Raw genomic sequence first — 23,301 nt, forward strand, 5'->3', positions numbered from 1 at the left:
TAATGGTTAAGATATATCTTAAGGTATATCTAACTTAAGCAGGAGATAGAGAAATGCGTGATGACCATCACCACAATGAACACCGCCCCCATCACCGCGACCACGGCGAAGGTCGTGACGGTTTTGAAAAGCGTCCTCGCGGCGAACGCGGTGGCCGTGGGCCTCGGGTGTTTGCACCGGGGGATCTGAAGTTGCTGTTGCTGGCGTTGATCGCCGAACAGCCTTGCCACGGCTACGACCTGATCCGCCAGATCGAAAGCATGTTCGATGGCGCCTACAGCCCAAGCCCGGGCGTGATTTATCCGACCCTGACCTTCCTTGAAGAAAGCGAATTGATCGAAGGCAGCGCTCACGGCGGCAAAAAACACTACGCCATCACCGAAGCGGGTCGCGCCTCATTGACCGAACAAGCCGTAGCGCTGGACGGCGTGCGCATGCGCATTGACGTCAGCAAGCGTTCCTTGCGGGGTCATGAACGTCCGCCGGAAATCCATGAAGCGGTAAACAATCTGCGTCACGCCATGCATCTGCATGATGGCCGCTGGAGCCCCGAAGAAATCCTGCGGGTTCGCGACCTGCTCAATAACACCGCCAAAGCCATCGTCGATGGCCCCCACGCGTCGGAGAAGTCCGTATGAATTCGCAACAATCGATCCACCGAGTCAGCCATGAAATCAAACGGCGTAAGTTGCAGGTGCTGCGCGTTACAGACATCACCCCGAAGATGCGTCGGATTACGCTGCACGGGCCGGAGCTGACAGGCTTTATCAGCCAGGGAACCGACGATCACGTAAAGCTGATTTTTCCGCGCACCCCGGAAGAACAACGAGCAATGGAAACCATGAAGCTCGGCGCACCGGATGACGGCCCGCGCCCGGCCATGCGCGATTACACGCCGCGTCGTTATGACGCCGAAAGCGGCGAACTGGACATCGACTTCGTGCTGCACGGCGAAGGCCCGGCTGCAACCTGGGCGGCGCAGGCTCAGCCGGGGCAGTTTCTGCACATCGGTGGCCCGCGTGGTTCGATGATCGTGCCGGATATGTTCGACAGCTACCTGCTGATCGGCGATGAAACTGCCCTGCCCGCCATCGCTCGTCGCCTTGAAGGCCTTCCGGCCAATCGCTGCGCGCTGGTGGTGGTCGAGGTTGCGGATATGGGCGAGCAGCAGGTGTTCCAGAGCCAGGCGCAAGTGGATGTGATCTGGATCGTGCGCGGCGAGCAGGATCTGGTGGACGTCACCCGCCGCCTGGAAATGCCCGAAGGTCAGCTGTACGCCTGGGTCGCCACCGAAGCGGCATTGTCGCGCAGGATTCGGCGCGTGCTGCTCGGCGAATTCGGGCTTGATGAAGCACTGGTCAAATGCTCGGGTTACTGGCGACTTGATGAGCGGGATGAGGGGTAAATCCCCGTTGGAGCGAGGCTTGCCCGCGAATCAGGCGACGCGGTGGGCCAGGCGCACCGCGTTATCGTTCTTCGCGGGCAAGCCTCGCTCCAACAGATCGCAATAAGGGTCTACGCCCGGCGACCCTTGATTCTATCCACGCCCACCAGCAACAAGCCCACCCCCACAAACCCGGCCAACACCCCGCCCGCATTGATGAACGCTCTGGTAAACCCAATGGTTCCGGCATCAATGAAGGGGTACATGTAATCGCCAAGGGAATTGCCGCGTAGCAGCACGTAGGCAAAGTAGACAATCGGGTAAAGAATCCACAGCAGCACATGCCTGAATCGCAATACGCCCTTGGGCACGTACAGCCACCAATAAAACAGGAACATCAGCGGCATCACGTCGTGGAGCAATTCGTCTGCGACCCATTGCCAGCCTTCGGGCTGCCACAAATGGCGCAACAGAATGTTGTAGGCCAGACCGACCAGGGCAATGCTGGTCGCAATGCCGCTGCACACCACGGGATGGCGAAAAAAACGCTGCGCCGCTGACGTGCTGCTGCTCAGCGCACAGGTCAGGGCAACCGCAACCAGCGTGTTGCTCAATACCGTGAAGAAGCTGAAAAACCGCACCAGTCCGCCAACCAGGCTGGCGTCGTCTGCCCAGCGCGCGAAGAAAATCAGATACAGCTGAATAACCAGTCCCAACCAGCCCAGGCTCGCGGCAATGATCGTGTAGCGGCGCTGTCCTTGCGCGGGTTGCGTGTGTTCGGCGTACATCAGTGTTAATCCTTGAGGCCCAGGCTCCAAACCGGACGAAGTTACCAACCCTTGCTGCGGTGCAACTTCACATACAGCGCTTCGACTTTTTCACGAGCCCAAGGGGTCTTGCGCAGAAAAGTCAGGCTGGACTTGATGCTCGGGTCGCTCTTGAAGCAGCGAATATCAATGCGTTCAGCCAGGCCGGACCACTCGTAATGCTCAACCAGAGCGTTGAGGATCTGTTCCAGCGTCACGCCATGCAGAGGGTTGGAATGCTGTGTTGTCATGCGGAACCTTCGAGTTGAATGATCAAGGGCGTTTCAAAGAGCTGCGCACCTTAGCCGAGCCTTCTGACAGCGGGAAGGGCTTAGCGTGCGAAGGCTTCCGATTGTCGCACCGCTAAAGCCCATTAAAAGTGTAGGACGCATCCTGAACACAGGACGGATAAGCACCTAACCGAGCCAGCACGGCGAATTGAGGATGGATCGCTCAACGCGGTAAATGTTATGTTATAACAACAAATAATATCCCATCGCTCGTCTCCTGCGTTGCTTCGCGCATCCGCACTGCCAAGGAAATCAACATGTCTCGCCCTTCCAGCAAACTGCTCTGGCGTCTGTCGCCACTGGCAACCGCCCTGCTGCTCGCTTCCCCGTCTCACGCGGCAAACGTGGTGGATCTGCAACCGCAGTTGATCACCGCAAACCCGCTGGGCAGCAGCCAACTCGCTTCGCCAGCAACGATTCTTGAGGGAGATGAGCTGACCTTTCAGCAAAAAGGCAGCCTCGGCGAAACACTCAACAAGCAGCCCGGCGTGTCTTCATCCTACTTCGGCCCTGGCGCCAGCCGCCCGATCATTCGCGGTCAGGACGGCGACCGCATTCGTATTCTGCGCAACGGCGTTGGCGCCCTGGATGCTTCGTCGCTGTCCTATGACCACGCGGTGCCGCTGGACCCGGTCAACGTCGAGCGCATCGAAATCGTTCGCGGCCCCGCAGCACTTTTATACGGAGGCAGCGCCATTGGCGGCGTGGTCAACACCTTCGACAACCGCATTCCTACTGAAGCCATCGAAGGCATCCATGGCGCTGGCGAATTGCGTTACGGCGGCGCAGATACCACGCGCAGCAGCGCTGGCAAACTGGAGGCCGGCAACGGTCAGTTCGCCCTGCACATCGACGCCAATGCCCGGGAGTTCAATGACCTGCGGATTCCCGGTTATGCGCGCACCCATGATCAGCGCGCCAGCGACGAAGGTGATGACAAAAAACACCGACTGAGCAACAGCGACGGTCGTCAGGATGGTGGTGCGGTCGGCGGTTCCTACACCTGGGATGACGGTTACGCCGGTTTGTCCTACAGCAATTACGACTCCAACTACGGCTCACCCGCCGAGCAGGACGTGCGGATACGTATGCAGCAGGAGCATTACGCGTTCGCTTCGGAAATTCGCAATCTGGCCGGACCCTTTACTTCGGTCAAACTGGACGCGGGTTACACCGATTACGAGCACCGTGAAATCGAAGGTGGCGAAGTTGGCACCACGTTCAAAAACAAGGGCTACGAAGCTCGAATCGAAGCACGTCATCAGCCGATCGGCCCTGTGCAAGGCGTGATCGGCGCGCAAATGACCCGTGGCGAGTTTTCCGCCTTGGGCGAAGAAGCATTCGTCCCGCAAACCGACACAGACGCCGGCGCCTTGTTCATCCTTGAAGAACTGCAAGCCAGCGAGCGTCTCAAGTTGAGCCTTGGCGGGCGCATCGAGCACACCCGCGTCGATCCGGACGCCAAGGGCAACGAGCGTTTCGCCAACGCCGAGAACGCCAGCAGCTTTACCGCAGGCAGCCTTTCTTCCGGAGCCATTTACAGCCTGACACCGATCTTGTCCCTGGCTGCTACCCTGGGTTACACCGAGCGCGCGCCGACCTTCTATGAGCTTTACGCCAACGGCGCGCACGTCGCCACTGGCACCTACGAGCGCGGCGATGCGAGCCTGTCGAAGGAAAAAGCCGTGTCCAGCGATCTGGCATTGCGCTTCGATAACGGCACGCATAAAGGCAGCGTGGGCGTGTTCTACAGTCACTTTTCCAATTACATCGGTTTGCTCGGCAGCGGTCGCTCGCTGAACGATGAAGGTGAAGACGACGCCGATGGCATCCCGGAATATAACTATTCAGGCGTGCGCGCTCGCTTCAGCGGCTTCGAGGCGCAGGATCACTGGAAACTGGGACAAAACCGATACGGCAGCCTCGCTCTGGAACTGTCGGGTGATTACACCCGCGCCAAAAACCTCGATACCGGCGAAGCCTTGCCGCGTATTGCACCGTTACGCCTGAACAGCGGTTTGTTGTGGGAACTGGATAAATGGCAGGCGCGGATCGATGTCGAACACGCCAGCTCGCAACGCAAGGTTCCGGATAACGAAACCGGCACCGACGGCTACACCACGCTGGGCGCCAGCGCCGGGTACCGATTCGACATGGGCAGCAGCCAGTGGCTGGCGTTCGTCAATGCCGAGAACCTGACCAACCAGACCGTGCGCTACGCCAGTTCGATCCTGCGCGACATCGCTCCGGCTCAGGGGCGAAGTGTTGAGGTGGGGTTGCGCACGACCTTCTAACGCTCTTCTGTTGGAGGCTTACCCGCGAATCAGACGCCTCGGTGGTCCCAGATCCACCGCGCCATCGTTCTTCGCGGGCAAGCCTCGCGCCAACGGGCTCTGGAGATTCTCCTGAAAGTCTTGGGTTGCTTCAGGTGCGACGCTTTGCCTCACTGTTGCAGCCTTTGCAATGATCCATGTCAATTTCCCTGCTGTTTGCTGAGTCGTTAGCCCCCTATCATTGCCACCTTCAACGGCTGAATCGATTAATCCTGTTTTTTCGATCCCTTCTCTCGTTTCTTCAAGCGCGAGATGCCGCTTTCGACCCTCACTTAATAACTTAAAAAGAATGCCCCTAATGTCCGATTACCCGAGACGATCTGCTGCCATGGCCGTGCCTGTTCTGCCGCGCCTGCAAACCATCAATGGCTTTTGCGGCCTGCTGGCATTGGGGCTTGCGACTTGCGCGCAGGCAGCACCCGCGTTCGACGCCGACTCGCCGTGGATGCTGGGCGACTGGAATGGCAAGCGCAGCGAACTGTCGCAGCAAGGGTATGACTTCAAGTTGGACTACACCTCCGAGACAGGCTCCAACCTGCATGGCGGTTACAACCATGACAAAGCCGTGCGTTACAGCGATCAATGGGCATTGGGCGCGCACCTTGATCTGCAGAAGATTCTCGGCTGGCACGATGCCGAGTTCCAACTGACGGTGAGCAATCGCAATGGCGACAACATCAGCAATGACCGCGTCGGCGACCCGCGCACCGGCACGCTTTCTTCGTCCCAGGAAGTCTGGGGCCGGGGCAGCGTCACCCGTCTGACGCAGATGTGGTACCAGCAGAAATTCCTCGATCAGGCCTTGAGCATCAAGCTCGGCCGTTTCAATCAGGGCGAAGACTTTGGCACCTTCCCTTGCGACTTCCAGAACCTTGCCCTGTGCGGTTCCCAGGTCGGCAACTGGGACGGCGGTATTGTCTACAACTGGCCGATCAGCCAATGGGCCATGCGCGTCAAATACCAGCTGACGCCTGAAGTCTTTGCGCAGATCGGCGTGTTCGAACAGAACCCGTCGAACCTGGAAAACGACAACGGCTTCAAGCTCAGCGGCAGCGGCACTCAAGGTGCCGTGTTGCCGGTTGAACTGGTGTGGTCACCGAAAGTTGCCGGGCTGCCGGGCGAATACCGCGCCGGTTATTACTACAGCACCGCCGACAGCCAGGATGTGTACAAGAACAGCAATGGTCAGTCTGCTGCCGCCACCGATGGCGCCTATCGCAGCGCATCGAGCAAACACGGCATGTGGCTGAATCTGCGCCAGCAAGTCACCAGCGTCGACGGCGATGCGAGCCGTGGCCTGAGCCTGTTCGTCAACGGCACGATGCACGACAAGAAAACCAACATGGTCGACAACTATGTGGCGCTGGGCGGCTTCTATAAAGGCCCGTTCGATGCCCGTCCGCAGGACGATATCGGTCTGGCCGTCGCGCGCATTCACGTCAACCCGGCGTACCGCAAAAACGCCGACGCACAAAATCGGGCGGCGGCGGTCTACGACTACAGCGACCCGGCCTTCATGCCACTGCAAGACACCGAATACAACGCCGAGCTGTATTACGGCGTACACCTGACCAACTGGCTGACTGTGCGCCCCAACCTGCAGTTCATCCGTCATCCGGGCGGTGTGGACAAGGTCGACGACGCACTGGTCGCGGGCTTGAAAATCCAGTCGTCGTTCTGACCAACGGTTGATTTGAACTGTCGGTAATACGTTTCAGCAACTAGCGTCAAAGTATCGCCACACGATTCGCCAGGAATCGGCGTCATGAATATCAAAGTTTCAATCACTTAATCTGTCACGGAGATTCACACTATGAGCACTGATGGTGCTTTGAGTCGATATCGCTTGCTACCGACGTTGCTCGGGCTGGCGATCTTGTTGATGGGCCTGATCATGTTGGCGGGGGGTGTCAAACTCCTGCAACTGGGCGGTTCGTTGTATTACCTGCTGGCCGGTATCGGCTTCGCCGTGACGGGCTTGTTGCTCATCACCGGACGCCGCGCGGCCCTGGGTCTGTATGCGGTGGTTCTGTTCGCGAGCACCGTCTGGGCCTTGTGGGAAGTCGGTCTGGACTGGTGGCAACTGGTGCCGCGTCTGGCATTGTGGTTTGCCCTCGGTATCGTCTTGTTGCTGCCCTGGTTCCGGCGCCCCGTGCTGCGTGGCCAACCCGGCGGCCTGGCGACCGGCGCGTTGAGCGTGGCCGTGGTTCTGGCCGGCGTTGCCGCGCTGGCGAGCCAGTTCACCAACCCTGGCGAAATCAAGGGTCAACTGGACCGCGACACTGCAGGCACCAGCAACACCGCGCCGGCCATGCCCGACGGTGACTGGCAGTCCTACGGTCGCACCGCTTTCGGCGACCGCTATTCGCCGCTGGCGCAGATCACTCCGGAAAACGCCAGCAAGCTGGTTCCGGCCTGGACCTATCGCACCGGCGATATACCTGGCCCGAATGATCCAGGTGAAACCACGGCGGAAAATACCCCGCTCAAGGTCAACGGCATGCTGTATGTCTGCACGCCGCACAGCCAGGTGATCGCACTGGACCCGGATACCGGCAAGGAAATCTGGCGCTACGATCCAAAGATCAGCACCCAGAATGCCGCCAACTTCAAAGGTTGGGCGCACATGACCTGCCGTGGCGTGTCGTATCACGATGATGCTGCTTATGCCGCCGCGCCAGCCCAAAGCCCGGCCACTCCGGCCGTCGCGACTACCAGCAGCAATGCGTGCCCACGTCGGATCTTCCTGCCGACTGCCGACACCCGCCTGATCGCGCTGAACGCCGACACTGGCAAGGTCTGTGAAGACTTCGGCAACAAAGGCGCCATCGACCTGAGCGCCAACATCGGCACCTTCGCGCCGGGCGGTTACTACTCCACGTCGCCACCGGCTGTGACCAAGGATCTGGTCGTGATCGGCGGCCACGTCACCGATAACGTTTCGCTGGACGAGCCTTCCGGCGTAATCCGTGCATTCGACGTACACACGGGCCGTCTGGTGTGGAACTGGGACAGCGGCAATCCGGACAACACCACGCCACTGGCAGAGGGCCAGAAGTACACCCGCAATTCACCCAATATGTGGTCGATGTTCGCGGTCGATGAAAAGCTGGGCATGCTTTACCTGCCGATGGGCAACCAGACCCCGGATCAATGGGGCGGCAATCGCACGCCGGAGTCGGAAAAATACAGCGCAAGTATCGTGGCGCTGGACATCGCGTCCGGCAAAGTACGCTGGAACATGCAGCTCACTCACCATGACTTGTGGGACATGGATGTGGGTGGTCAGCCGACCTTGCTGGATATGAAAACGGCGGATGGCGTCAAGCCAGCGGTGCTGGTATCGACCAAGCAGGGCAGCATCTATGTGCTGGACCGCAGCACCGGTCAACCGATCATCCCGATCAACGAAATCCCGGTCCCTCAGGGCGCGGTGGCGGGCGATCACACGTCGCCGACCCAACCAAAATCCGACCTGAATTTCATGCCGCCGCCCCTCAAGGAGCGCGACATGTGGGGCGTGACGCCGTTCGACCAGATGCTGTGCCGGATCGACTTCAAATCCTTGCGTTACGACGGCCCGTTCACCCCGCCGTCGCTGGAAGGTTCGCTGGTTTATCCAGGTAACTTCGGTGTGTTCGACTGGGGCGGCATTTCGGTCGATCCAGTGCGCCAGATCGCGTTCGTGAATCCGAGCTACATGGCCTTCCGTTCGAAACTGGTCCCAGCGGCCGAAGTTGAAGGCGGCCCGGGTCGCAAAAGCGAAACCGAAGGCGTGCAGCCGAACAAAGGCGCGCCATACGGTGTGATCCTTGAAGCACTGCTGTCGCCGATGGGCTTGCCTTGCCAGGCTCCGGCCTGGGGTTATGTCGCGGCTGTCGACCTGACCAGCCACAAAACCATCTGGATGCACAAAAACGGCACCGTGCGTGACAGCTCGCCGGTTCCAATCCCGCTGTCCATGGGCGTGCCAAGCCTGGGCGGGACGTTCACCACCGCCGGTGGCGTCGCGTTCCTGAGCGGCACGCTTGACCAGTATCTGCGCGCCTACGATGTCCGTAACGGCAAGCAGTTGTGGGAAGGCCGCCTGCCAGCAGGCGCGCAAACCACGCCGATGACCTACACCGGCAAGGACGGCAAGCAGTACGTGCTGGTCGTGGCTGGCGGTCATGGCTCGCTGGGTACCAAGCAAGGCGACTACGTGATGGCGTTCAAACTGCCGGATTGATGATTCGCTGAGGCAGTGAAAAAGCGGCTATCGAGAGATGGCCGCTTTTTTTGTTTGTTATGAAACCCGGCATCCCTTCCCCTGGACTAGCGACCCAGCGCGTTAACGCAGCCTGCCGCCGGCCTTGCCCGCCCGCAAGATATCGCCCCAGCGCCGAACCAGATAATTGTGTTCGTCCATCACCGAATTCCACACCGCGATATGGCCCATGCGTTGCACATAGGAACCACCAGCGCGGACCTCTCCGGGATCGATCAAGGGCAAACCATCGCTGCCCAGCAGCTGTTCACGAGCAGGCAATCCGGCGTACCAGTAATCCCATTCCGCAGCGCTGAGGTGGTCACGGCTGCGCGCCGGATTACCGATGTAATAGCCTTGGCGGGCCATCACTGCACCCGGCCAGCCGGAAAGCCACCAGTTCAAATAGGCATACGCTGCGTCCAATATCGGGCCCTTGGCATGGTGTGACAGCGAAAGCCCACCGAACCATCCGCGATAACCTTCACGAGGCACTGCAACGCGATATTTCACCCCGGCGCGATGCAGTCTGACCAATGTCGGTGACCACAGGCTCTGAATATCGATGGCCGGACTGAGCATCAACTCAGCCGCTTCTGCATCGTCTGACCAAAATGCGCCGAAATGCCCTTGCTGCTGTTTACGCACCAGGATATCGGCGAGCACATCAATCTCCTCGATGCTCATGTTGCCGATATCCTTGAACTGCGCCAGGCCCGCGCCTTGCACGGCCAACGCCGCATCCAGCGCGCCGATGGCGGCGTCGCTTTGCAGCGCTATACGTCCGCCCCAGGCCGGGTCCAGCAACCAACCCCAGCTTTCATCCGCCGAATTAAGGCCAGCGGGTAAACGCTCGGGCCGGTAAGCGAAGCTGTCGGCGTTATGAGTCAGCGGTAACATGCTGATGCGTTCCGTCACGGCACTACCCAGAGAGCCATCGTGCTGCACGAACAATCGTTCGCTGGGCACGCTGCCGCTGCCGAGGCGATCCGATGAGCGCAGACGGCCGCGCTTGGGCAGATCATTGATCTCATGCCAGAGCGCGATGCGCCGGGTATCGATAGGTTGTATTGCTCGGGCGGGCCAGACGAAATCAACGTTGTGAAACCATTGATCGTACAGGTCGTAACTGTCCGGCTGCATGACCGCGATGCGTTGCGCGGTTTGTACGTCGTGAATCTGATAGACCAATCGGATGCCCAGCTCGCGCTCCGCCCGTTCGCGCAACGATTCCAGCAAGGTGACCGAGGTTCCCAGTACGCGCAAGGTAATGGTCATGCGGTCCCCTCAGCGTTTTTCGGAGCAAAGCTGTGGGCAAACACATCGAACGAGCGCCGCAGCAGATCCGGCTCCAGGCCGCGCAGGATAAACACCAGTCGTGATGTACGATCCTCCCCGGGCCATGCCGACAGGTGCACCGGCGCATGCAGACAATGCTGTACGCCATGGATCACGATAGGAGTTTGGCTGGCCTTCACGTTGAGCAGTCCTTTGACACGGAGGATTCGTTCGCCATGGCATCTTAACAGCATCGATAACCAGACCCCGAACCCGACCCAGTCCAGCGGTTGCTCGAACGTGAGACAACAGACTTGCGCATCTCCGTGACGGGACGGTGTGGACTGCACGCGATGCAAACGCCAGCGAGCCACTTCCTGCTCCGGCTCGGCGCTGCGCACGCCCTGATCGAGGAGTAACTGTTCGCCGCTATGGACCTCGGTGCTCTCCTGCATGGGCGCTGAAGAATTCAGCTCTTGCAGATGCGCGCGCAAGGCAGCCAATGCCGATGGGTCAACCAGATCGGTCTTGCTCAGCAACAAGCGATCGGCAGCCGCTACCTGCGCCAGCCATTCCGGGTGCAGGCGCTCTTGCAACGGGGCATGGCAGGCATCCACCAGCGTAACGATCAAGCCCAGATGAAAACGCCCACGTAACTGTGGGTCATTGCTCAACGTGGCGAGGATGGGGGCCGGATCGGCCAGCCCGGTGGTTTCCAGGATGACGCGACGAAACTGTGGGATTTCGCCTCGGCTGCGTCGCCCAAGCAAACCCAGCAAAGCGTCCTTCAATTCCCCCCTGATGGAGCAACAGACACAACCACTGGGCAGTAAAACAGTATCCGGAGCGACTTCCTGCACCAACAAATGATCAATGCCGACATCGCCGAACTCATTGATCAATACCGCGGTGTCGCCAAGGTTTTCATCTTGCAGGAGACGCTTGAGCAAGGTGGTTTTGCCGCTGCCGAGAAATCCGGTAACGACGTTCATGGCGATGCTCATAAGGGCCTCTGCAAATGATCAAGCACTCGAGGGTCGAGAGGATCAAGCGGCTGGCCAATGAGTAACTCCGCCTTTTGCCAGAGCTGCTCCAGGCCTGTGGCCAGTTCCTGTTTGCCTGTCGCACCCAGCAGCAGATAGGACACGCCCTGAAAATCCTCGACCTTCAAGCGAAACGGCGCGACGACCCTATTGATCGCCGCGATACGTCGCAAACGCTCGCGACGTCGGGGCAACTCGCCGTCCAACGGGTCACTCCAATGTACGTCTTCGCCCAGCAGGCCGCAAAGTCCACACATGAGTTCACTCCTGACTCGCCAACGAGTTCATCACGGCATAACATCGCCGGAGTTAGGTCCTAACGTCTGACCCACAAACAAATTACCACCAGGCTCGCTGGCCAGCAGCACCGCCACAGGCGCAACCTCTTCGGCAAGCCCGAAGCGACCCAGTGGCAGCTCGGCTGCCTTGGCGGTTTTCCAGGCACTGCTGATGCCTGCGACCAGCGGCGTTTCAATGGGGCCGGGCGCGATGGCGTTGACCAGCACGTTGTCCTTGGCCACTTCAAGCGCAAGGGATTTAGTGAAACCAATGACCCCGGCCTTGGCTGCGGCATAGTGAGTCAGCTCAGCGCCGCCCTTGATGCCCAGTTGCGAGGCAACATTGATAATCCGCCCCCAACGCTGCGCCAGCATGTGTGGCAATGCACACTGGCTGGCGACAAAGACGCTGGTCAGGTCGACCCGCAACATGTCGTTCCACATCTCGATGCTCAGATCGACGCAACGCGCCTGAGTCAGCATGCCAGCATTGTTGACCAGGATATCGATCCCGCCGAAGTGCTCGACACAAGCATCAACACTGGCTCGAGCGCCCTCAACGCTGCCGACATCGGCCACACATTCGTGCACCTGCGCGCCCAACTGGCGGCATTGTTCAGCGACTTTCGCCAGGCTGACCGGGTCACGATCGCCCAACAGCAGATACGCGCCTTCAACCGCGTAAGCACAGGCGATGGCGGCGCCAATGCCGCTGCCTGCGCCGGTAATTACGGCGCGTTTGTTTTGCAGTCGTTGCATGAATTTGGCTCCTCTTGAGCACTGTGACGCATGAAACTGCGGGTGATATCTACGGTGAGCGCTACTCAGGCCAGCGCACCGTCAGCCCACCGTCAATCACAATGCTTTGTCCGGTCAGGTAACTGGCTTCATCGCTGCACAGGAAACGCACCAGTGCAGCCACCTCATCAGCGCGACCGACCCGACCCAGCGGAATAGCTTTCGCCGCCCGTGCAAGACCTTCCGGGCCAAGGGAGTTTTTGCTGTCCAGCGATTGAGGCGTTTCGATCAAGCCGGGGATTACCGAGTTGCACCGTATGCCCCGCGCAGCCAACTCCACCGCCAGCGAGCGGCACAACCCCGGCACGCCGGCCTTGGCTGCCGCGTAATGAGAATGGTCTTGCCAGCCGTAGACACCACCGGCAATCGACGAGATCGCCACCAGTGCGCCACCCTTGTCCATGTGTCGAACCGCCGCGCGAAAGGTGCGCATCACGCCCGTCAAATCGACATCGAGCATTTCATTCCAGCGCTCGTCGGTCATTTCCAGCAGTGGCGCACGACGCAGCAAACCGGCATTGGCCACTGCGTAATCCAGGCGTCCAAAGGTCTTGATCGCCTGCTCGGCCAGTTCGTCCACCGATTGCGTGCTGGTAACATCCAGCGTCGACATCAGACATTGGCCGCCGGCCGCCTCGACAAGCTCCATGGTTTGCTTTGGATCGTGAGGGTCTGCGGGATAATAACCGCCGACCACTGAGACGCCTTGCCGGGCGAAGGCCACTGCCAGCGCTTGACCAATGCCGCTGGCAGCACCGGTAATCAGTGCAGTTTTCCGAGTCATAGAAATCTCCTTACTTAACGGTTTCCGGGCGGACATGCCTGGCGGCGAACATCAATGCACCCGAGAGGAAGCACGGCAGCGCGCCAAAGTACAAAGCCGAGGTCTGCCAGTCGCCACCAGCACTCAACACCGACGTAGCTCCGAAACCGGCAACCACCGCGCCAATAGGTCCCATTGCATGGATGATTGCTCCGCCGGTGGCGCGAATACTGGTCGGAAAACTTTCGCTGATGAAAAACAGCGCCGCCGAGTAAGGGCCGATCAGGAAAAACAGACCCAGGCTGTAAAGCCCAACCACCGTCGGCATATTGCTCGGTCCGTAAAGCATGCCGGCGAACGCCAAACCACCGAGCATCCAGCCCAGGCCAATGACGTTGCGCCGACCGATCTTGTCGCCCATCCAGCCATGGCTCAGGTAACCGCAATAACCCACAAGGTTGGACAGCACCAGAATGATCAGCGAATTCTCGAAAGAGATGTGATGCACGCTGACGATCACGGAAGTGCCCAGTACGCTGAACACTTGAATCGCTGCCCAGTTGAGCAGAATCGCTGCGCCGATCACCAGAGTGGCGCGGAGTGACGACCCGCGAAACGCCGCTGCGATGCCGGCGGTACGATGTTCTTCATAGTCGACACCGTAAGTCAGGGCCACTGCCTGAGCCTGACTGACGTCGCCTTTTTTGCGCAGTTGAGTGATGCGTTGATGAATCTGGAACTGCGGACTCTCCTTGAGCTTGCGGGCCATGATCGCGATGATAATCGCCGGGATTGCAGCGAATACGAAGCAGCCCTGCCAGCCTATGATCGGCAACAGCACAGCCGTCAGACCGGCGGCGATCAGCGCGCCGACCGGCCAACCGCCCTGCACCAGGCTGTAAATGAAACCGCGACGCTTGGCCAGGCGTGGATCGTCGGAGGCTGCGTAGATTTCACTGAGGTAGGTTGCGTTGACCGTTTCTTCGGCATAACCCAAACCGCCCAGCGAGCGAATCAGGATCAACGGGGATTTACCCCAGGCACCGCCAATGGCGGTCAGCGCCGAACAAATGGCTGAGCCGGTCACGGTAAAAATAATGCCCATGCGCCGCCCAAGGCGATCTACCAGTGGGCCGATGGCGAGCGCGACCACGGCCGTACCCACGGCGACCCATGTCGCAATCTCGGCCTGTTCAACCTCACCCCAACCAAAGTGCCGCCCGATCTCCGGTAACAAGGTGCCGAACAAGATGAAGTCATAAACCGCGAAGACCCAGGCGAAAAAGGCGATCCAGGTCGCGAATCGCACTTGATCAGGAGTCAGTTGCTGGGGTTTCCAGCCAGTCAGGTCGAGCTTGTTGTAAATGGACATGGGCGACGCCTCGGACAGGGCAATGAATCATCAGTTACGGGGATTACGACGGACAAAGTCATCGGCGATTTCGTCAAAAGTGACGAACTTCACGCCCGCATGACTCTGGATGTGCTCTATCAGGCGCTCGAGCATCAGCAGCACTTGCGGCCGACCGGAGACGTCCGGGTGAATGGTCATGGTGAACACCGCGTGTTCGTGTTCGCGGTAAACCCAGTCGAACTGGTCGCGCCACATTTCTTCCAGATGTCGTGGATTGACGAAACCGTGGCTGTTGGGTGATTTCTTGATGAACATCATTGGCGGCAGGTCATCGAGGTACCAATTGGCGGGGATCTCCACCAGATCGGTTTCCTCACCTCGCACCAAAGGTTTCATCCAGGTATCAGGATGTTGGCTGTAATCGATTTTGGTCCACTTGTCGCCGACCCGAACGTAATAAGGATGGAAGTCGTTGTGCATCAAGCTGTGGTCGTACTTGATGCCTTTTTTCAGCAACAACTCGTTGGTGACGTTACTGAACTCCCACCATGGTGCGACGTAACCTGTAGGTCGTTTCCCTGTCATCTGGGTGATCAGGTCGATAGACTTATCAAGAACGATTTCTTCCTGCTCCGGCGTCATCGCAATCGGGTTTTCATGGCTGTAACCATGCACGCCGATTTCATGACCGGCATCAGCGACCGCCTTCATTTGCTCGGGGAAGGTTTCCATCGAGTGACCCGGAATAAACCAGGTGGTGCGCAGGCCGTAGCGCTCGAACAACTTAAGCAAACGCGGCGCACCGACTTCCCCGGCAAAAAGGCCCCTTGAGATATCATCGGGCGAATCTTCGCCGCCGTAGGAACCCAGCCAGCCCGCCACCGCATCCACATCGACGCCAAACGCACACAGAATTTCTTTAGCCATCTTGGTTCTCCTGCTCGTTAATCAGACCGGCCTTTTTCCGTCAGCACTGGCGCCGGGAGCTCCAGTGACTTGCTTGTCAATCAACAGTCACGGCGACATCAGCAGCGCTTCCACCGCCAGAGCCACCCGCAACAAGCGGGCGTCTTCCCCCGCCGGTGCGCTGATTAAAAATGCGGTCGGCAAACCCGAAGGGTCACGGCCACTGGGCATAGAAATGCCAGGCATATTCAGCAAACTACCGGGCATGGTCAGGCGCAAGGTCGCCAGATTGGTTCGGATAAACAGCTCATCATCGGCCAGCAAAGGTGCCAGTGGCGGCGCAACATGGGCGACGGTTGGGGTCAGCAACAATGCACCGTCGAGTTCGAGGGCCAGCTGTTCCTGCAGGCGCTCACGAGCGCTGTACAGATTGAGGAGTTGACTGGCAGGTACGTGCCGCGCGGCTTCCAGACGCAGGCGTACCCGAGGGTCTAGCTCGCTGGCCGCATCGCTGTCGAGCAGTTGTTGATGCAGAGCGAAGGCTTCCGCCGCGCCCAGCCAGCCCTGCTGCGCGATCAACTGCAATGCGGCCTGAAAGACAGGGCAAGGCCTCACCTCGATCAAGGCCCCGCTGCCGCGTATACGCTCAATGGCCAGCAGCAGATTGCCCCGTACCGCCGGCTCGACCTGCGGATCGTCCAGCACTGCCTGATCGACCCAAAAACGCTGTCCAGTAAGGCTGCGAGCATGCAACGACGTGGGTTTGCTGCGCGAGCACAGCAGATCGTCGATGACCAAAGCATCACGCACGCTGCGGGTCAGCGGCCCAATGCTGTCCAGCGTATGGGCCAATGGAAAAACCCCATCACGACTGTAACGCCGAGTGGTACTGCGAAAACCGACCAGGCCATTGAATGCAGCCGGAATGCGAATGGAGCCTGCGGTATCAGTACCCATCGCAATCGGAACGATGTTCGCGGCGACAACGACCGCGGAACCGGACGAAGATCCGCCGGGGATGCGCGGCTGACCGTCACTCGCGGGATTGATCGGCGTACCGAAGTGAGGGTTCAGGCCCAGGCCGGAATAGGCAAACTCACTGAGATTGGTCTTGCCCAGGCAAACCATCCCGGCCCGAGCAAGCAGGCCGACAACAGGAGCATCCAGCAACGCCGGAGACAGATTCTTGCGCACAGCTGCGCCAGCGGTGGTAACAGAACCGGCGACATCAAACAAATCCTTCCACGCCAGCGGTACGCCATCCAGCCGGCTCAGAGGCTGTCCGGCCCGCCAACGGTCGGCGGATGCCTGCGCTTCACGGTGGGCCCGCTCGATGCTTCTGGAAATCAATACGCACTCAACCTGATCCGCGTTATCGAGCGCTTGATCAAGCGCCTGCATCGGGTCGCTGCGCCCCTGCGCAAAATCGTCGGCCATGGCGCAACCATCGCTGAGGGCGTTTCGGTTCATGGTATCCATCAGTGACATGGCGCACCCATTAAATGTACTTATTAATAAAATATACATTTAATGTAGGCAGTTTCCATGCCAGTCAGGGCTGCCAACACGCACCGGCGCCACCTGTTTGTCCGGCAATGAAGCGCAAAAGGTCGTACCAGGCGCCTTTCACTACTGAAAAACGGGCTGGATTGGGTGGAAGGCTAGACACAACAGCTGCGACCTAATTAATGTATATTTTCAAAACGATACATTTTAGTGCATAAAAGTAACGTCAAGCCCCATCAATGGGCGTGAAACGTACCCCAAGGTGACAAGTGCGCTTCTGTGCGAGAATCGCCGCTATTCCTTAGAGATGTGTATGAAACCGATGTCAGCAGAGGATTCGCGCACCGCGTCGCGCTACGCCATGATTCGTGAAGTGCTGCGCACTGCCATTGTCTCCGGCGCGGCGGCCAATGGTTTGGTGCTGCTTGAAGCACCCTTGGCGCAGCTGTTTGGTACCAGTCGGGTGCCAGTACGCAAGGCCCTCGATCTGCTCCACGCAGAAGGGCTCATCCGTCGTTTCGATGGTCGAGGTTATCTGGTCAATCCAGACGGCCTGGAGGTCGAACCGCTGCGCCTGTCCTTGAGCCACAAGCAGTTGGGGCTAGACAGCAGCGAAGACCTGGTGGATACACGCCCGCTTGGCGAACGTATCTACGATGAAATTGGCGCGGAATTGTCCACCTGCATCGCTTTTGGTCATTACCGGCTGGATGAACAAAGTGCCGCCGAGCATTACAGTGTGAGCCGCGCAGTCGTGCGCGAAGCCTTGATGCGTTTGCGTGACCGGGGTCTGGTGGAGAAAGAACCGTATTCCCAGTGGCTGGCCGGGCCATTGACTGCTCGAGAAGTGACTGAGGATTATGAACTGCGTGCCTGTCTGGAACCCGAAGCGCTGCGCCAGACCGCACCAGGCCTGAGCCGCGAGACGCTCGAAGCGATGCTCGCACGAGTCATTCAAGCGCAGGGCAATCAGGGTTGTACGCTGCAAGAGATCGAACGAATTGAAGAAGATCTGCATCAGGAGTGTCTGGCGGGTCTGCACAATCGCAAGATAGCGACCCTGATTCGTCAAGCCCAGAGCCCGATGATCATTAGCCGGATTTTCTACAGGCTGCTGAGTATCGGTGCGGATGAAGCGATGCTGGCTGAGCATCGCCTGATATTGGAGCTGCTATTGCACGGCGCATTCGATGCCGCAGCGCTCAACCTCAAGGAACATCTGCAAAGAGCACGGCACCGCATGTTACAACGCCTGAAGGTGCTGTCCGTACTGCCTGAGCAGGAAGTGCCGGGGTACCTGACGCGGTTGAGCTGAGGGCGTTTCCATCCTGGCCCATGAAGGGTCGTGCAAAAAGCAGTCTGGAGACGATTTTCCTACGTTCGGCAATGAAAGACTGACTTTTGCCGCTGAATGCGTTGTTTTTGACCCGGTTATAAATGCTATTGACCGCAGCCATTGAAACCTAAGGGAGACCGCCCCATCTAAGAGCCATGTTCAATTGTGCAGGTGCCCCATGAGCGACCAGCAAGCAGACTCACACGATTTGCCAGATGAAGTAGACGCTGAGCACGAAGTAACCCTGAGTTCCACCAGCACCTCGCTCGCCTTGCCTGGGCAGAACCTGCCGGACAAGGTCTATATCATCCCGATTCATAACCGTCCTTTCTTCCCGGCCCAGGTGTTGCCGGTCATCGTCAATGAAGAACCGTGGGCCGAAACGCTGGAGTTGGTGAGCAAGTCCGAGCACCACTCCCTGGCGCTGTTCTTCATGGATACCCCACCGGAAGACCCGCGCCACTTCAATACCGACGCGTTGCCCGAATACGGCACGCTGGTGAAGGTGCACCACGCCAGTCGCGAAAACGGCAAGCTGCAATTCGTCGCCCAGGGCCTGAGCCGGGTGCGCATCAAGACCTGGCTGAAACATCATCGCCCGCCTTACCTGGTGGAAGTCGAGTACCCGCATCTGCCCAATGAGCCGACCGACGAGGTCAAGGCGTATGGCATGGCCCTGATCAACGCGATCAAGGAGCTGCTGCCGCTCAATCCGCTGTACAGCGAAGAGTTGAAGAACTATCTCAATCGCTTCAGCCCCAACGATCCGTCGCCGCTGACCGACTTCGCCGCAGCGCTGACGTCGGCCACCGGCGTCGAGCTGCAACAAGTGCTCGATTGCGTGCCCATGCTCAAGCGCATGGAAAAAGTCCTGCCGATGCTGCGCAAGGAAGTCGAAGTTGCGCGCCTGCAAAAGGAAATCTCCGCCGAGGTGAACCGCAAGATCGGTGAGCACCAGCGTGAGTTCTTCCTCAAGGAGCAACTCAAGGTCATCCAGCAAGAGCTGGGCCTGAGCAAGGACGACCGCAGCGCCGACATCGAACAGTTCGAAGCTCGCCTGGAAGGCAAAACCCTGCCGCCGCAGGCGCGCAAGCGCATTGACGAAGAGATCGGCAAGCTCAAGGTGCTGGAAACCGGCTCGCCGGAATATGCCGTCACCCGTAATTACCTGGACTGGGCGAGTTCGGTGCCGTGGGGCGTGTTCGGCAAGGACAAACTGGACCTCAAGCACGCGCGCAAAGTGCTCGACCAGCATCACGCGGGCCTGGATGACATCAAGGCGCGGATCCTCGAATTCCTCGCGGTCGGTGCCTATAAAGGCGAGATCAGCGGTTCCATTGTGCTGCTGGTCGGTCCGCCGGGCGTGGGTAAAACCAGTGTCGGGCGCTCCATTGCCGAATCCCTGGGGCGGCCGTTCTATCGTTTCAGCGTCGGCGGCATGCGCGATGAAGCCGAGATCAAGGGCCACCGTCGCACCTACATCGGCGCCCAACCGGGCAAGCTGGTGCAGGCGCTCAAAGATATGGAAGTGATGAACCCGGTCATCATGCTCGATGAAATCGACAAGATGGGCCAAAGCTATCAGGGTGATCCGGCCTCGGCATTGCTGGAAACCCTGGACCCGGAACAGAACGTCGAATTCCTCGACCATTATCTGGACCTGCGTCTGGACCTGTCCAAAGTGCTGTTCATCTGCACCGCCAACACCCTCGACTCGATCCCCGGCCCGTTGCTCGACCGGATGGAAGTGATTCGCCTCTCCGGTTACATCACCGAAGAGAAACTGGCCATCGCCAAGCGTCACCTGTGGCCTAAGCAGCTTGCCAAAGCCGGTGTTTCCAAAGGCAGCCTGGCGATCAGCGACAACGCGTTGCGCGCGGTGATCGACGGTTATGCGCGAGAAGCCGGTGTGCGGCAGCTGGAGAAACAGCTGAGCAAAGTGGTACGTAAAGCTGTGGTCAAACTGCTGGATGAACCGAAGTCGGTGATCAAGATCGGCCCAAAAGATCTCGAAGCATCGCTGGGCATGCCGGTGTTCCGTAATGAGCAGGTGCTGTCCGGGACCGGCGTGATTACCGGCCTGGCCTGGACCAGCATGGGCGGCGCGACCTTGCCGATCGAGGCCACGCGCATTCACACGCTCAACCGTGGCTTCAAACTCACCGGCCAGTTGGGCGATGTGATGAAGGAATCCGCTGAAATCGCCTACAGCTACGTCAGCTCAAACCTTGAGCAATTTGGCGGCGATCCACGTTTCTTCGACGAAGCCTTTGTCCACTTGCACGTACCCGAAGGCGCAACGCCCAAGGACGGCCCAAGTGCTGGCGTGACCATGGCCAGCGCCTTGTTGTCCCTGGCGCGTAACCAGGCACCGAAAAAAGGCGTGGCCATGACTGGCGAGCTGACCCTGACCGGGCATGTCCTGCCAATCGGTGGCGTGCGGGAGAAGGTGATTGCGGCCCGTCGGCAGAAGATCAACGAGTTGATCTTGCCGGAACCCAACCGTGGCAACTTCGAAGAACTGCCGGATTACCTGAAAGAAGGCATCACCGTGCATTTCGCCAAGCGTTTTGCGGATGTGGCGAAGGTGTTGTTCTAAAAAGAGCTGCCCTACATCTGTTGGAGCGAGGCTTGCCCGCGAATGCCGATAACGCGGTATACCTGCCGCATCGCGTCGACGGGGTCGCGGGCAAGCCTCGCTCCAACAGAATCGGCTATCCTCCAGGCTCGTCAAACGAGACTGGAGCCTCCATGACCCCTGCCCGTCTACTCGCCCCGCTAAGCCTTTGCCTGCTCGCTGCCTGTGCGCAGCAACCGCGCCATATCGTCACCCTCGAAAAACAAAGCGAATGCCCGCTGACCTTGAAAACCGGGCAGATCTTGCTGTTGACCCTGCCCAGCACGCCGACCACCGGCTACCGCTGGCAGATCCAGAACCCGGCGCAGGGCATCTTGCGCAGCATGGGGCCGGAGGTTTACAGCAACCCCGAAGACAAAAACATGGTCGGCAGTGCCGGTCAGTCGGTATGGCGTTATCGGGCGGCGGACGCTGGCAGCGGTCACCTGATGATGGTCTATCAACAGCCGTGGGCGCCGGAAGTCGCACCGGAACGCACTTTCGACTGCGTGATTACCGTCAATGAGTGAGTTTTAGCCAACTTCGCGCAGATGAGGTTTCGGCCCGGACGTGTAATTGGCTAAAATGCCGCACTTTTCAGCCCTACGCCGGAACTGCCGTGAGCAAAGAACCCGACCGCCTATTCGCCCAGCCCCTTGCCCAGGTGCCCGACTTCGCCTTTAACGAGGACGTGGTGCGGGTGTTCCCGGACATGATCAAGCGCTCGGTGCCGGGTTATCCGACGATTGTCGAAAATCTCGGCGTGCTCGCGGCGCAATTTGCGCAACCCAATAGCGTGCTGTACGACTTGGGCAGCTCCTTGGGTGCCGTGACTCAAGCCTTGCGCCGCCATGTGCGAACCGAAGGCTGCAAGGTCATTGCTGTGGATAACTCGGCAGCCATGGTGGAGCGCTGCCGTGAATACCTCAATGGGCAGGACTCGATGTTTCAGGAGTTGCTGCCGGTGCAGGTCATCGAAGGCGACATTCTGGCCCTTGAGTTCCAGCCAGCCTCGGTGGTGGCGTTGAATTTCACACTGCAATTCATCGCTCCCGAGCAACGTCTGACGCTATTGAGCCGCATCCGCCAGGCGCTGGTGCCGGGCGGCGCGCTGATTCTGTCGGAGAAGCTGCGCTTCAATGACGAACAGGAACACGCTCTGCTCACTGATCTGCACGTCGCCTTCAAGCGCGCCAACGGCTACAGCGAACTCGAAATTGCCCAGAAACGCAGCGCCATCGAAAACGTGATGAAGCCCGACAGCCTCGACGAACACCGCCAACGCCTGCTTGACGCAGGATTTTCCAAGGTGGTGCCCTGGTTCCAATGCCTTAACTTTGCCTCGTTGATTGCCCTGCCATGATTGATCTCGCTCCTCTGGTCCGCCGTCTGGCGGGCACTCCTCTGGCTGAATGGGCCAATGGCCTGCAAGCGCAACTCGATACCAAGATGACCAAGGGCCACGGCGATCTGGAGCGCTGGCAAGGCGCGCTCAATGCCCTGCCCGACTTGATGCCGACCCGCGTCGATCTGGCGGACAGCTTTACCCTGGACGCCGAGTGCGACGGCGAAACCCGCACTCAGGTGCGCAAGGCGCTGTTGGGCCTGTCGCCGTGGCGTAAAGGGCCGTTCGATGTATTCGGCGTGCATGTGGATACCGAATGGCGCTCGGACTGGAAGTGGTCGCGGGTTGCCCCGCACCTGGACCTCAAGGGCAAGCGCGTCCTGGACGTCGGTTGCGGCAATGGTTATTACCAGTGGCGCATGCTCGGCGCCGGGGCTGACAGCGTGATTGGCGTCGATCCGAACTGGCTGTTCTTCTGTCAGTTCCAGGCCATGCAGCGCTTCCTGCCCGACCTTCCAGCCTGGCATTTGCCGTTCACGCTTGAGGATTTGCCAGCACGGCTCGAAGGCTTCGACACGGTGTTTTCCATGGGCGTGCTGTATCACCGCAAGTCACCCATCGATCACTTGCTGGCCCTCAAGGATTGCCTGGTCAAAGGCGGCGAACTGGTGCTGGAAACCATGGTGATCGAGGGCGACGTGCATCAAGTGCTGGTCCCGGAGGACCGCTACTCGCAGATGCGCAACGTCTGGTTCCTGCCATCAGTGCCGGCGCTGGAACTGTGGCTGCGCCGCGCGGGCTTCGTCGATGTGCGCTGCGTGGATGTCAGCGTTACCACCGTCGAGGAGCAGCGCGGCACGGAATGGATGCGTTTCCAGTCTCTGAGCGACTTTCTTGATCCGGACGATCACAGCAAAACCGTGGAAGGCCTGCCCGCGCCGATGCGGGCAGTGATTGTGGGGCGTAAGCCTTAAAAAACAGCTTGTTGGAGCGAGGCTTGCCCGCGAACTGGTCACTG

Annotated in this window: 20 protein-coding genes; 10 read left to right on the forward strand and 10 right to left on the reverse strand. The window is 59.3% G+C overall.

The genetic code is table 11. From position 1 onward, the window contains the following. The first annotated feature begins 53 nt into the window (after nucleotides 1-53). Together AFK24_RS23160 and AFK24_RS23165 are read left to right on the forward strand one after the other, a co-directional pair. Nucleotides 54-638 (forward strand): PadR family transcriptional regulator, encoded by a 585-nt coding sequence (locus AFK24_RS23160; RefSeq protein ID WP_065835442.1) that lies wholly within the window; start codon nucleotides 54-56, stop codon nucleotides 636-638. Continuing rightward, nucleotides 635-1,405, forward strand: a complete 771-nt coding sequence (locus tag AFK24_RS23165; RefSeq protein WP_065835443.1) for a siderophore-interacting protein — start codon at nucleotides 635-637, stop codon at nucleotides 1,403-1,405. Before AFK24_RS23160 ends, AFK24_RS23165 begins: the two co-directional genes overlap by 4 nt. Nucleotides 1,406-1,515: 110 nt before the next feature. Here AFK24_RS23165 and AFK24_RS23170 read toward each other — a convergent pair whose 3' ends face one another. Together AFK24_RS23170 and AFK24_RS23175 are read right to left on the reverse strand one after the other, a co-directional pair. Beyond that, nucleotides 1,516-2,172, reverse strand: a complete 657-nt coding sequence (locus AFK24_RS23170; protein ID WP_065835444.1) for a Pr6Pr family membrane protein — start codon at nucleotides 2,170-2,172, stop codon at nucleotides 1,516-1,518. A gap of 41 nt (nucleotides 2,173-2,213) precedes the next feature. Next, complete coding sequence (locus AFK24_RS23175) at nucleotides 2,214-2,441, reverse strand: VF530 family DNA-binding protein (RefSeq protein WP_020288901.1); 228 nt, start codon at nucleotides 2,439-2,441, stop codon at nucleotides 2,214-2,216. Between the two features lie 296 nt (nucleotides 2,442-2,737). Between AFK24_RS23175 and AFK24_RS23180 the strand changes: the two genes are divergently transcribed. The 3 genes from AFK24_RS23180 to AFK24_RS23190 all read left to right on the forward strand — a co-directional run bounded on the left by AFK24_RS23180 (nucleotide 2,738) and on the right by AFK24_RS23190 (nucleotide 9,041). Next, nucleotides 2,738-4,774: a TonB-dependent receptor gene (locus AFK24_RS23180; protein WP_065835445.1), complete on the forward strand. Its 2,037-nt coding sequence runs from the start codon at nucleotides 2,738-2,740 to the stop codon at nucleotides 4,772-4,774. A 367-nt stretch (nucleotides 4,775-5,141) separates the two neighbouring features. Next, nucleotides 5,142-6,494, forward strand: coding sequence for a carbohydrate porin (locus tag AFK24_RS23185; RefSeq protein ID WP_080482264.1), 1,353 nt, complete (start codon nucleotides 5,142-5,144; stop codon nucleotides 6,492-6,494). 132 nt (nucleotides 6,495-6,626) lie between these two features. After that, nucleotides 6,627-9,041: a glucose/quinate/shikimate family membrane-bound PQQ-dependent dehydrogenase gene (locus AFK24_RS23190; protein WP_065835447.1), complete on the forward strand. Its 2,415-nt coding sequence runs from the start codon at nucleotides 6,627-6,629 to the stop codon at nucleotides 9,039-9,041. Between the two features lie 102 nt (nucleotides 9,042-9,143). Here the strand turns inward: AFK24_RS23190 and AFK24_RS23195 are convergent, their stop codons facing one another. The 8 genes from AFK24_RS23195 to AFK24_RS23230 all read right to left on the reverse strand — a co-directional run bounded on the left by AFK24_RS23195 (nucleotide 9,144) and on the right by AFK24_RS23230 (nucleotide 16,958). After that, on the reverse strand, nucleotides 9,144-10,337 hold the full coding sequence (locus tag AFK24_RS23195; protein ID WP_065835448.1) for an ABC transporter substrate-binding protein: 1,194 nt from the start codon (nucleotides 10,335-10,337) through the stop codon (nucleotides 9,144-9,146). Then, nucleotides 10,334-11,341, reverse strand: coding sequence for a CobW family GTP-binding protein (locus tag AFK24_RS23200; RefSeq protein WP_065835449.1), 1,008 nt, complete (start codon nucleotides 11,339-11,341; stop codon nucleotides 10,334-10,336). Before AFK24_RS23200 ends, AFK24_RS23195 begins: the two co-directional genes overlap by 4 nt. Then, the gene (locus AFK24_RS23205; protein ID WP_065835450.1) at nucleotides 11,338-11,637 is read right to left on the reverse strand and encodes a hypothetical protein; all 300 of its coding nucleotides are present in this window, start codon (nucleotides 11,635-11,637) and stop codon (nucleotides 11,338-11,340) included. Before AFK24_RS23205 ends, AFK24_RS23200 begins: the two co-directional genes overlap by 4 nt. A 30-nt stretch (nucleotides 11,638-11,667) precedes the next feature. Then, complete coding sequence (locus tag AFK24_RS23210) at nucleotides 11,668-12,417, reverse strand: SDR family NAD(P)-dependent oxidoreductase (RefSeq protein ID WP_065835451.1); 750 nt, start codon at nucleotides 12,415-12,417, stop codon at nucleotides 11,668-11,670. 61 nt (nucleotides 12,418-12,478) lie between these two features. After that, nucleotides 12,479-13,240, reverse strand: coding sequence for an SDR family NAD(P)-dependent oxidoreductase (locus AFK24_RS23215; RefSeq protein WP_065835452.1), 762 nt, complete (start codon nucleotides 13,238-13,240; stop codon nucleotides 12,479-12,481). Between the two features lie 10 nt (nucleotides 13,241-13,250). Then, nucleotides 13,251-14,591, reverse strand: a complete 1,341-nt coding sequence (locus AFK24_RS23220; protein WP_065835453.1) for an MFS transporter — start codon at nucleotides 14,589-14,591, stop codon at nucleotides 13,251-13,253. 30 nt (nucleotides 14,592-14,621) lie between these two features. After that, nucleotides 14,622-15,500 carry a polysaccharide deacetylase family protein gene (locus AFK24_RS23225; RefSeq protein WP_065835454.1) on the reverse strand — a complete coding sequence of 293 codons (879 nt, stop codon included), beginning with the start codon at nucleotides 15,498-15,500 and terminating at the stop codon, nucleotides 14,622-14,624. An 87-nt stretch (nucleotides 15,501-15,587) separates the two neighbouring features. Further along, entirely contained in the window at nucleotides 15,588-16,958 is a 1,371-nt protein-coding gene (locus AFK24_RS23230; protein ID WP_139110565.1) for an amidase, read from the reverse strand. Between the two features lie 340 nt (nucleotides 16,959-17,298). On the opposite strand from AFK24_RS23230, the gene AFK24_RS23235 reads away from it, so the two are divergent. The 5 genes from AFK24_RS23235 to cmoB all read left to right on the forward strand — a co-directional run bounded on the left by AFK24_RS23235 (nucleotide 17,299) and on the right by cmoB (nucleotide 23,257). Next, entirely contained in the window at nucleotides 17,299-18,300 is a 1,002-nt protein-coding gene (locus AFK24_RS23235; RefSeq protein ID WP_065835455.1) for a GntR family transcriptional regulator, read from the forward strand. A 199-nt stretch (nucleotides 18,301-18,499) separates the two neighbouring features. Beyond that, nucleotides 18,500-20,920 (forward strand): endopeptidase La, encoded by a 2,421-nt coding sequence (gene lon, locus AFK24_RS23240; RefSeq protein WP_065835456.1) that lies wholly within the window; start codon nucleotides 18,500-18,502, stop codon nucleotides 20,918-20,920. Between the two features lie 152 nt (nucleotides 20,921-21,072). Next, nucleotides 21,073-21,468 carry a protease inhibitor I42 family protein gene (locus AFK24_RS23245; RefSeq protein ID WP_065835457.1) on the forward strand — a complete coding sequence of 132 codons (396 nt, stop codon included), beginning with the start codon at nucleotides 21,073-21,075 and terminating at the stop codon, nucleotides 21,466-21,468. A gap of 89 nt (nucleotides 21,469-21,557) precedes the next feature. Beyond that, nucleotides 21,558-22,301 (forward strand): carboxy-S-adenosyl-L-methionine synthase CmoA, encoded by a 744-nt coding sequence (gene cmoA, locus AFK24_RS23250; RefSeq protein ID WP_065835458.1) that lies wholly within the window; start codon nucleotides 21,558-21,560, stop codon nucleotides 22,299-22,301. Next, the gene (gene cmoB, locus AFK24_RS23255; RefSeq protein ID WP_065835459.1) at nucleotides 22,298-23,257 is read left to right on the forward strand and encodes a tRNA 5-methoxyuridine(34)/uridine 5-oxyacetic acid(34) synthase CmoB; all 960 of its coding nucleotides are present in this window, start codon (nucleotides 22,298-22,300) and stop codon (nucleotides 23,255-23,257) included. The genes cmoA and cmoB overlap by 4 nt, the downstream gene beginning before the upstream one ends. Nucleotides 23,258-23,301 lie beyond the last annotated feature (44 nt).

This window comes from Pseudomonas syringae, assembly GCF_001698815.1.
Classification (GTDB): Bacteria; Pseudomonadota; Gammaproteobacteria; order Pseudomonadales; family Pseudomonadaceae; genus Aquipseudomonas; species Aquipseudomonas syringae_A.

Excerpts from the sequence above, each read along its gene's own strand:
- AFK24_RS23200 (WP_065835449.1), bottom strand. The coding sequence starts at position 11,341 with ATGAGCATCGCCATGAACGTCGTTACCGGATTTCTCGGCAGCGGCAAA.
- AFK24_RS23190 (WP_065835447.1), top strand. The coding sequence starts at position 6,627 with ATGAGCACTGATGGTGCTTTGAGTCGATATCGCTTGCTACCGACGTTG.
- AFK24_RS23245 (WP_065835457.1), top strand. The coding sequence starts at position 21,073 with ATGACCCCTGCCCGTCTACTCGCCCCGCTAAGCCTTTGCCTGCTCGCT.
- AFK24_RS23165 (WP_065835443.1), top strand. The coding sequence starts at position 635 with ATGAATTCGCAACAATCGATCCACCGAGTCAGCCATGAAATCAAACGG.
- AFK24_RS23230 (WP_139110565.1), bottom strand. The coding sequence starts at position 16,958 with ATGGATACCATGAACCGAAACGCCCTCAGCGATGGTTGCGCCATGGCC.
- AFK24_RS23210 (WP_065835451.1), bottom strand. The coding sequence starts at position 12,417 with ATGCAACGACTGCAAAACAAACGCGCCGTAATTACCGGCGCAGGCAGC.
- cmoB (WP_065835459.1), top strand. The coding sequence starts at position 22,298 with ATGATTGATCTCGCTCCTCTGGTCCGCCGTCTGGCGGGCACTCCTCTG.
- AFK24_RS23225 (WP_065835454.1), bottom strand. The coding sequence starts at position 15,500 with ATGGCTAAAGAAATTCTGTGTGCGTTTGGCGTCGATGTGGATGCGGTG.
- AFK24_RS23215 (WP_065835452.1), bottom strand. The coding sequence starts at position 13,240 with ATGACTCGGAAAACTGCACTGATTACCGGTGCTGCCAGCGGCATTGGT.
- AFK24_RS23175 (WP_020288901.1), bottom strand. The coding sequence starts at position 2,441 with ATGACAACACAGCATTCCAACCCTCTGCATGGCGTGACGCTGGAACAG.
- AFK24_RS23235 (WP_065835455.1), top strand. The coding sequence starts at position 17,299 with ATGAAACCGATGTCAGCAGAGGATTCGCGCACCGCGTCGCGCTACGCC.
- AFK24_RS23170 (WP_065835444.1), bottom strand. The coding sequence starts at position 2,172 with ATGTACGCCGAACACACGCAACCCGCGCAAGGACAGCGCCGCTACACG.
- AFK24_RS23160 (WP_065835442.1), top strand. The coding sequence starts at position 54 with ATGCGTGATGACCATCACCACAATGAACACCGCCCCCATCACCGCGAC.
- AFK24_RS23205 (WP_065835450.1), bottom strand. The coding sequence starts at position 11,637 with ATGTGTGGACTTTGCGGCCTGCTGGGCGAAGACGTACATTGGAGTGAC.
- AFK24_RS23195 (WP_065835448.1), bottom strand. The coding sequence starts at position 10,337 with ATGACCATTACCTTGCGCGTACTGGGAACCTCGGTCACCTTGCTGGAA.
- AFK24_RS23180 (WP_065835445.1), top strand. The coding sequence starts at position 2,738 with ATGTCTCGCCCTTCCAGCAAACTGCTCTGGCGTCTGTCGCCACTGGCA.
- AFK24_RS23185 (WP_080482264.1), top strand. The coding sequence starts at position 5,142 with ATGGCCGTGCCTGTTCTGCCGCGCCTGCAAACCATCAATGGCTTTTGC.
- AFK24_RS23220 (WP_065835453.1), bottom strand. The coding sequence starts at position 14,591 with ATGTCCATTTACAACAAGCTCGACCTGACTGGCTGGAAACCCCAGCAA.
- lon (WP_065835456.1), top strand. The coding sequence starts at position 18,500 with ATGAGCGACCAGCAAGCAGACTCACACGATTTGCCAGATGAAGTAGAC.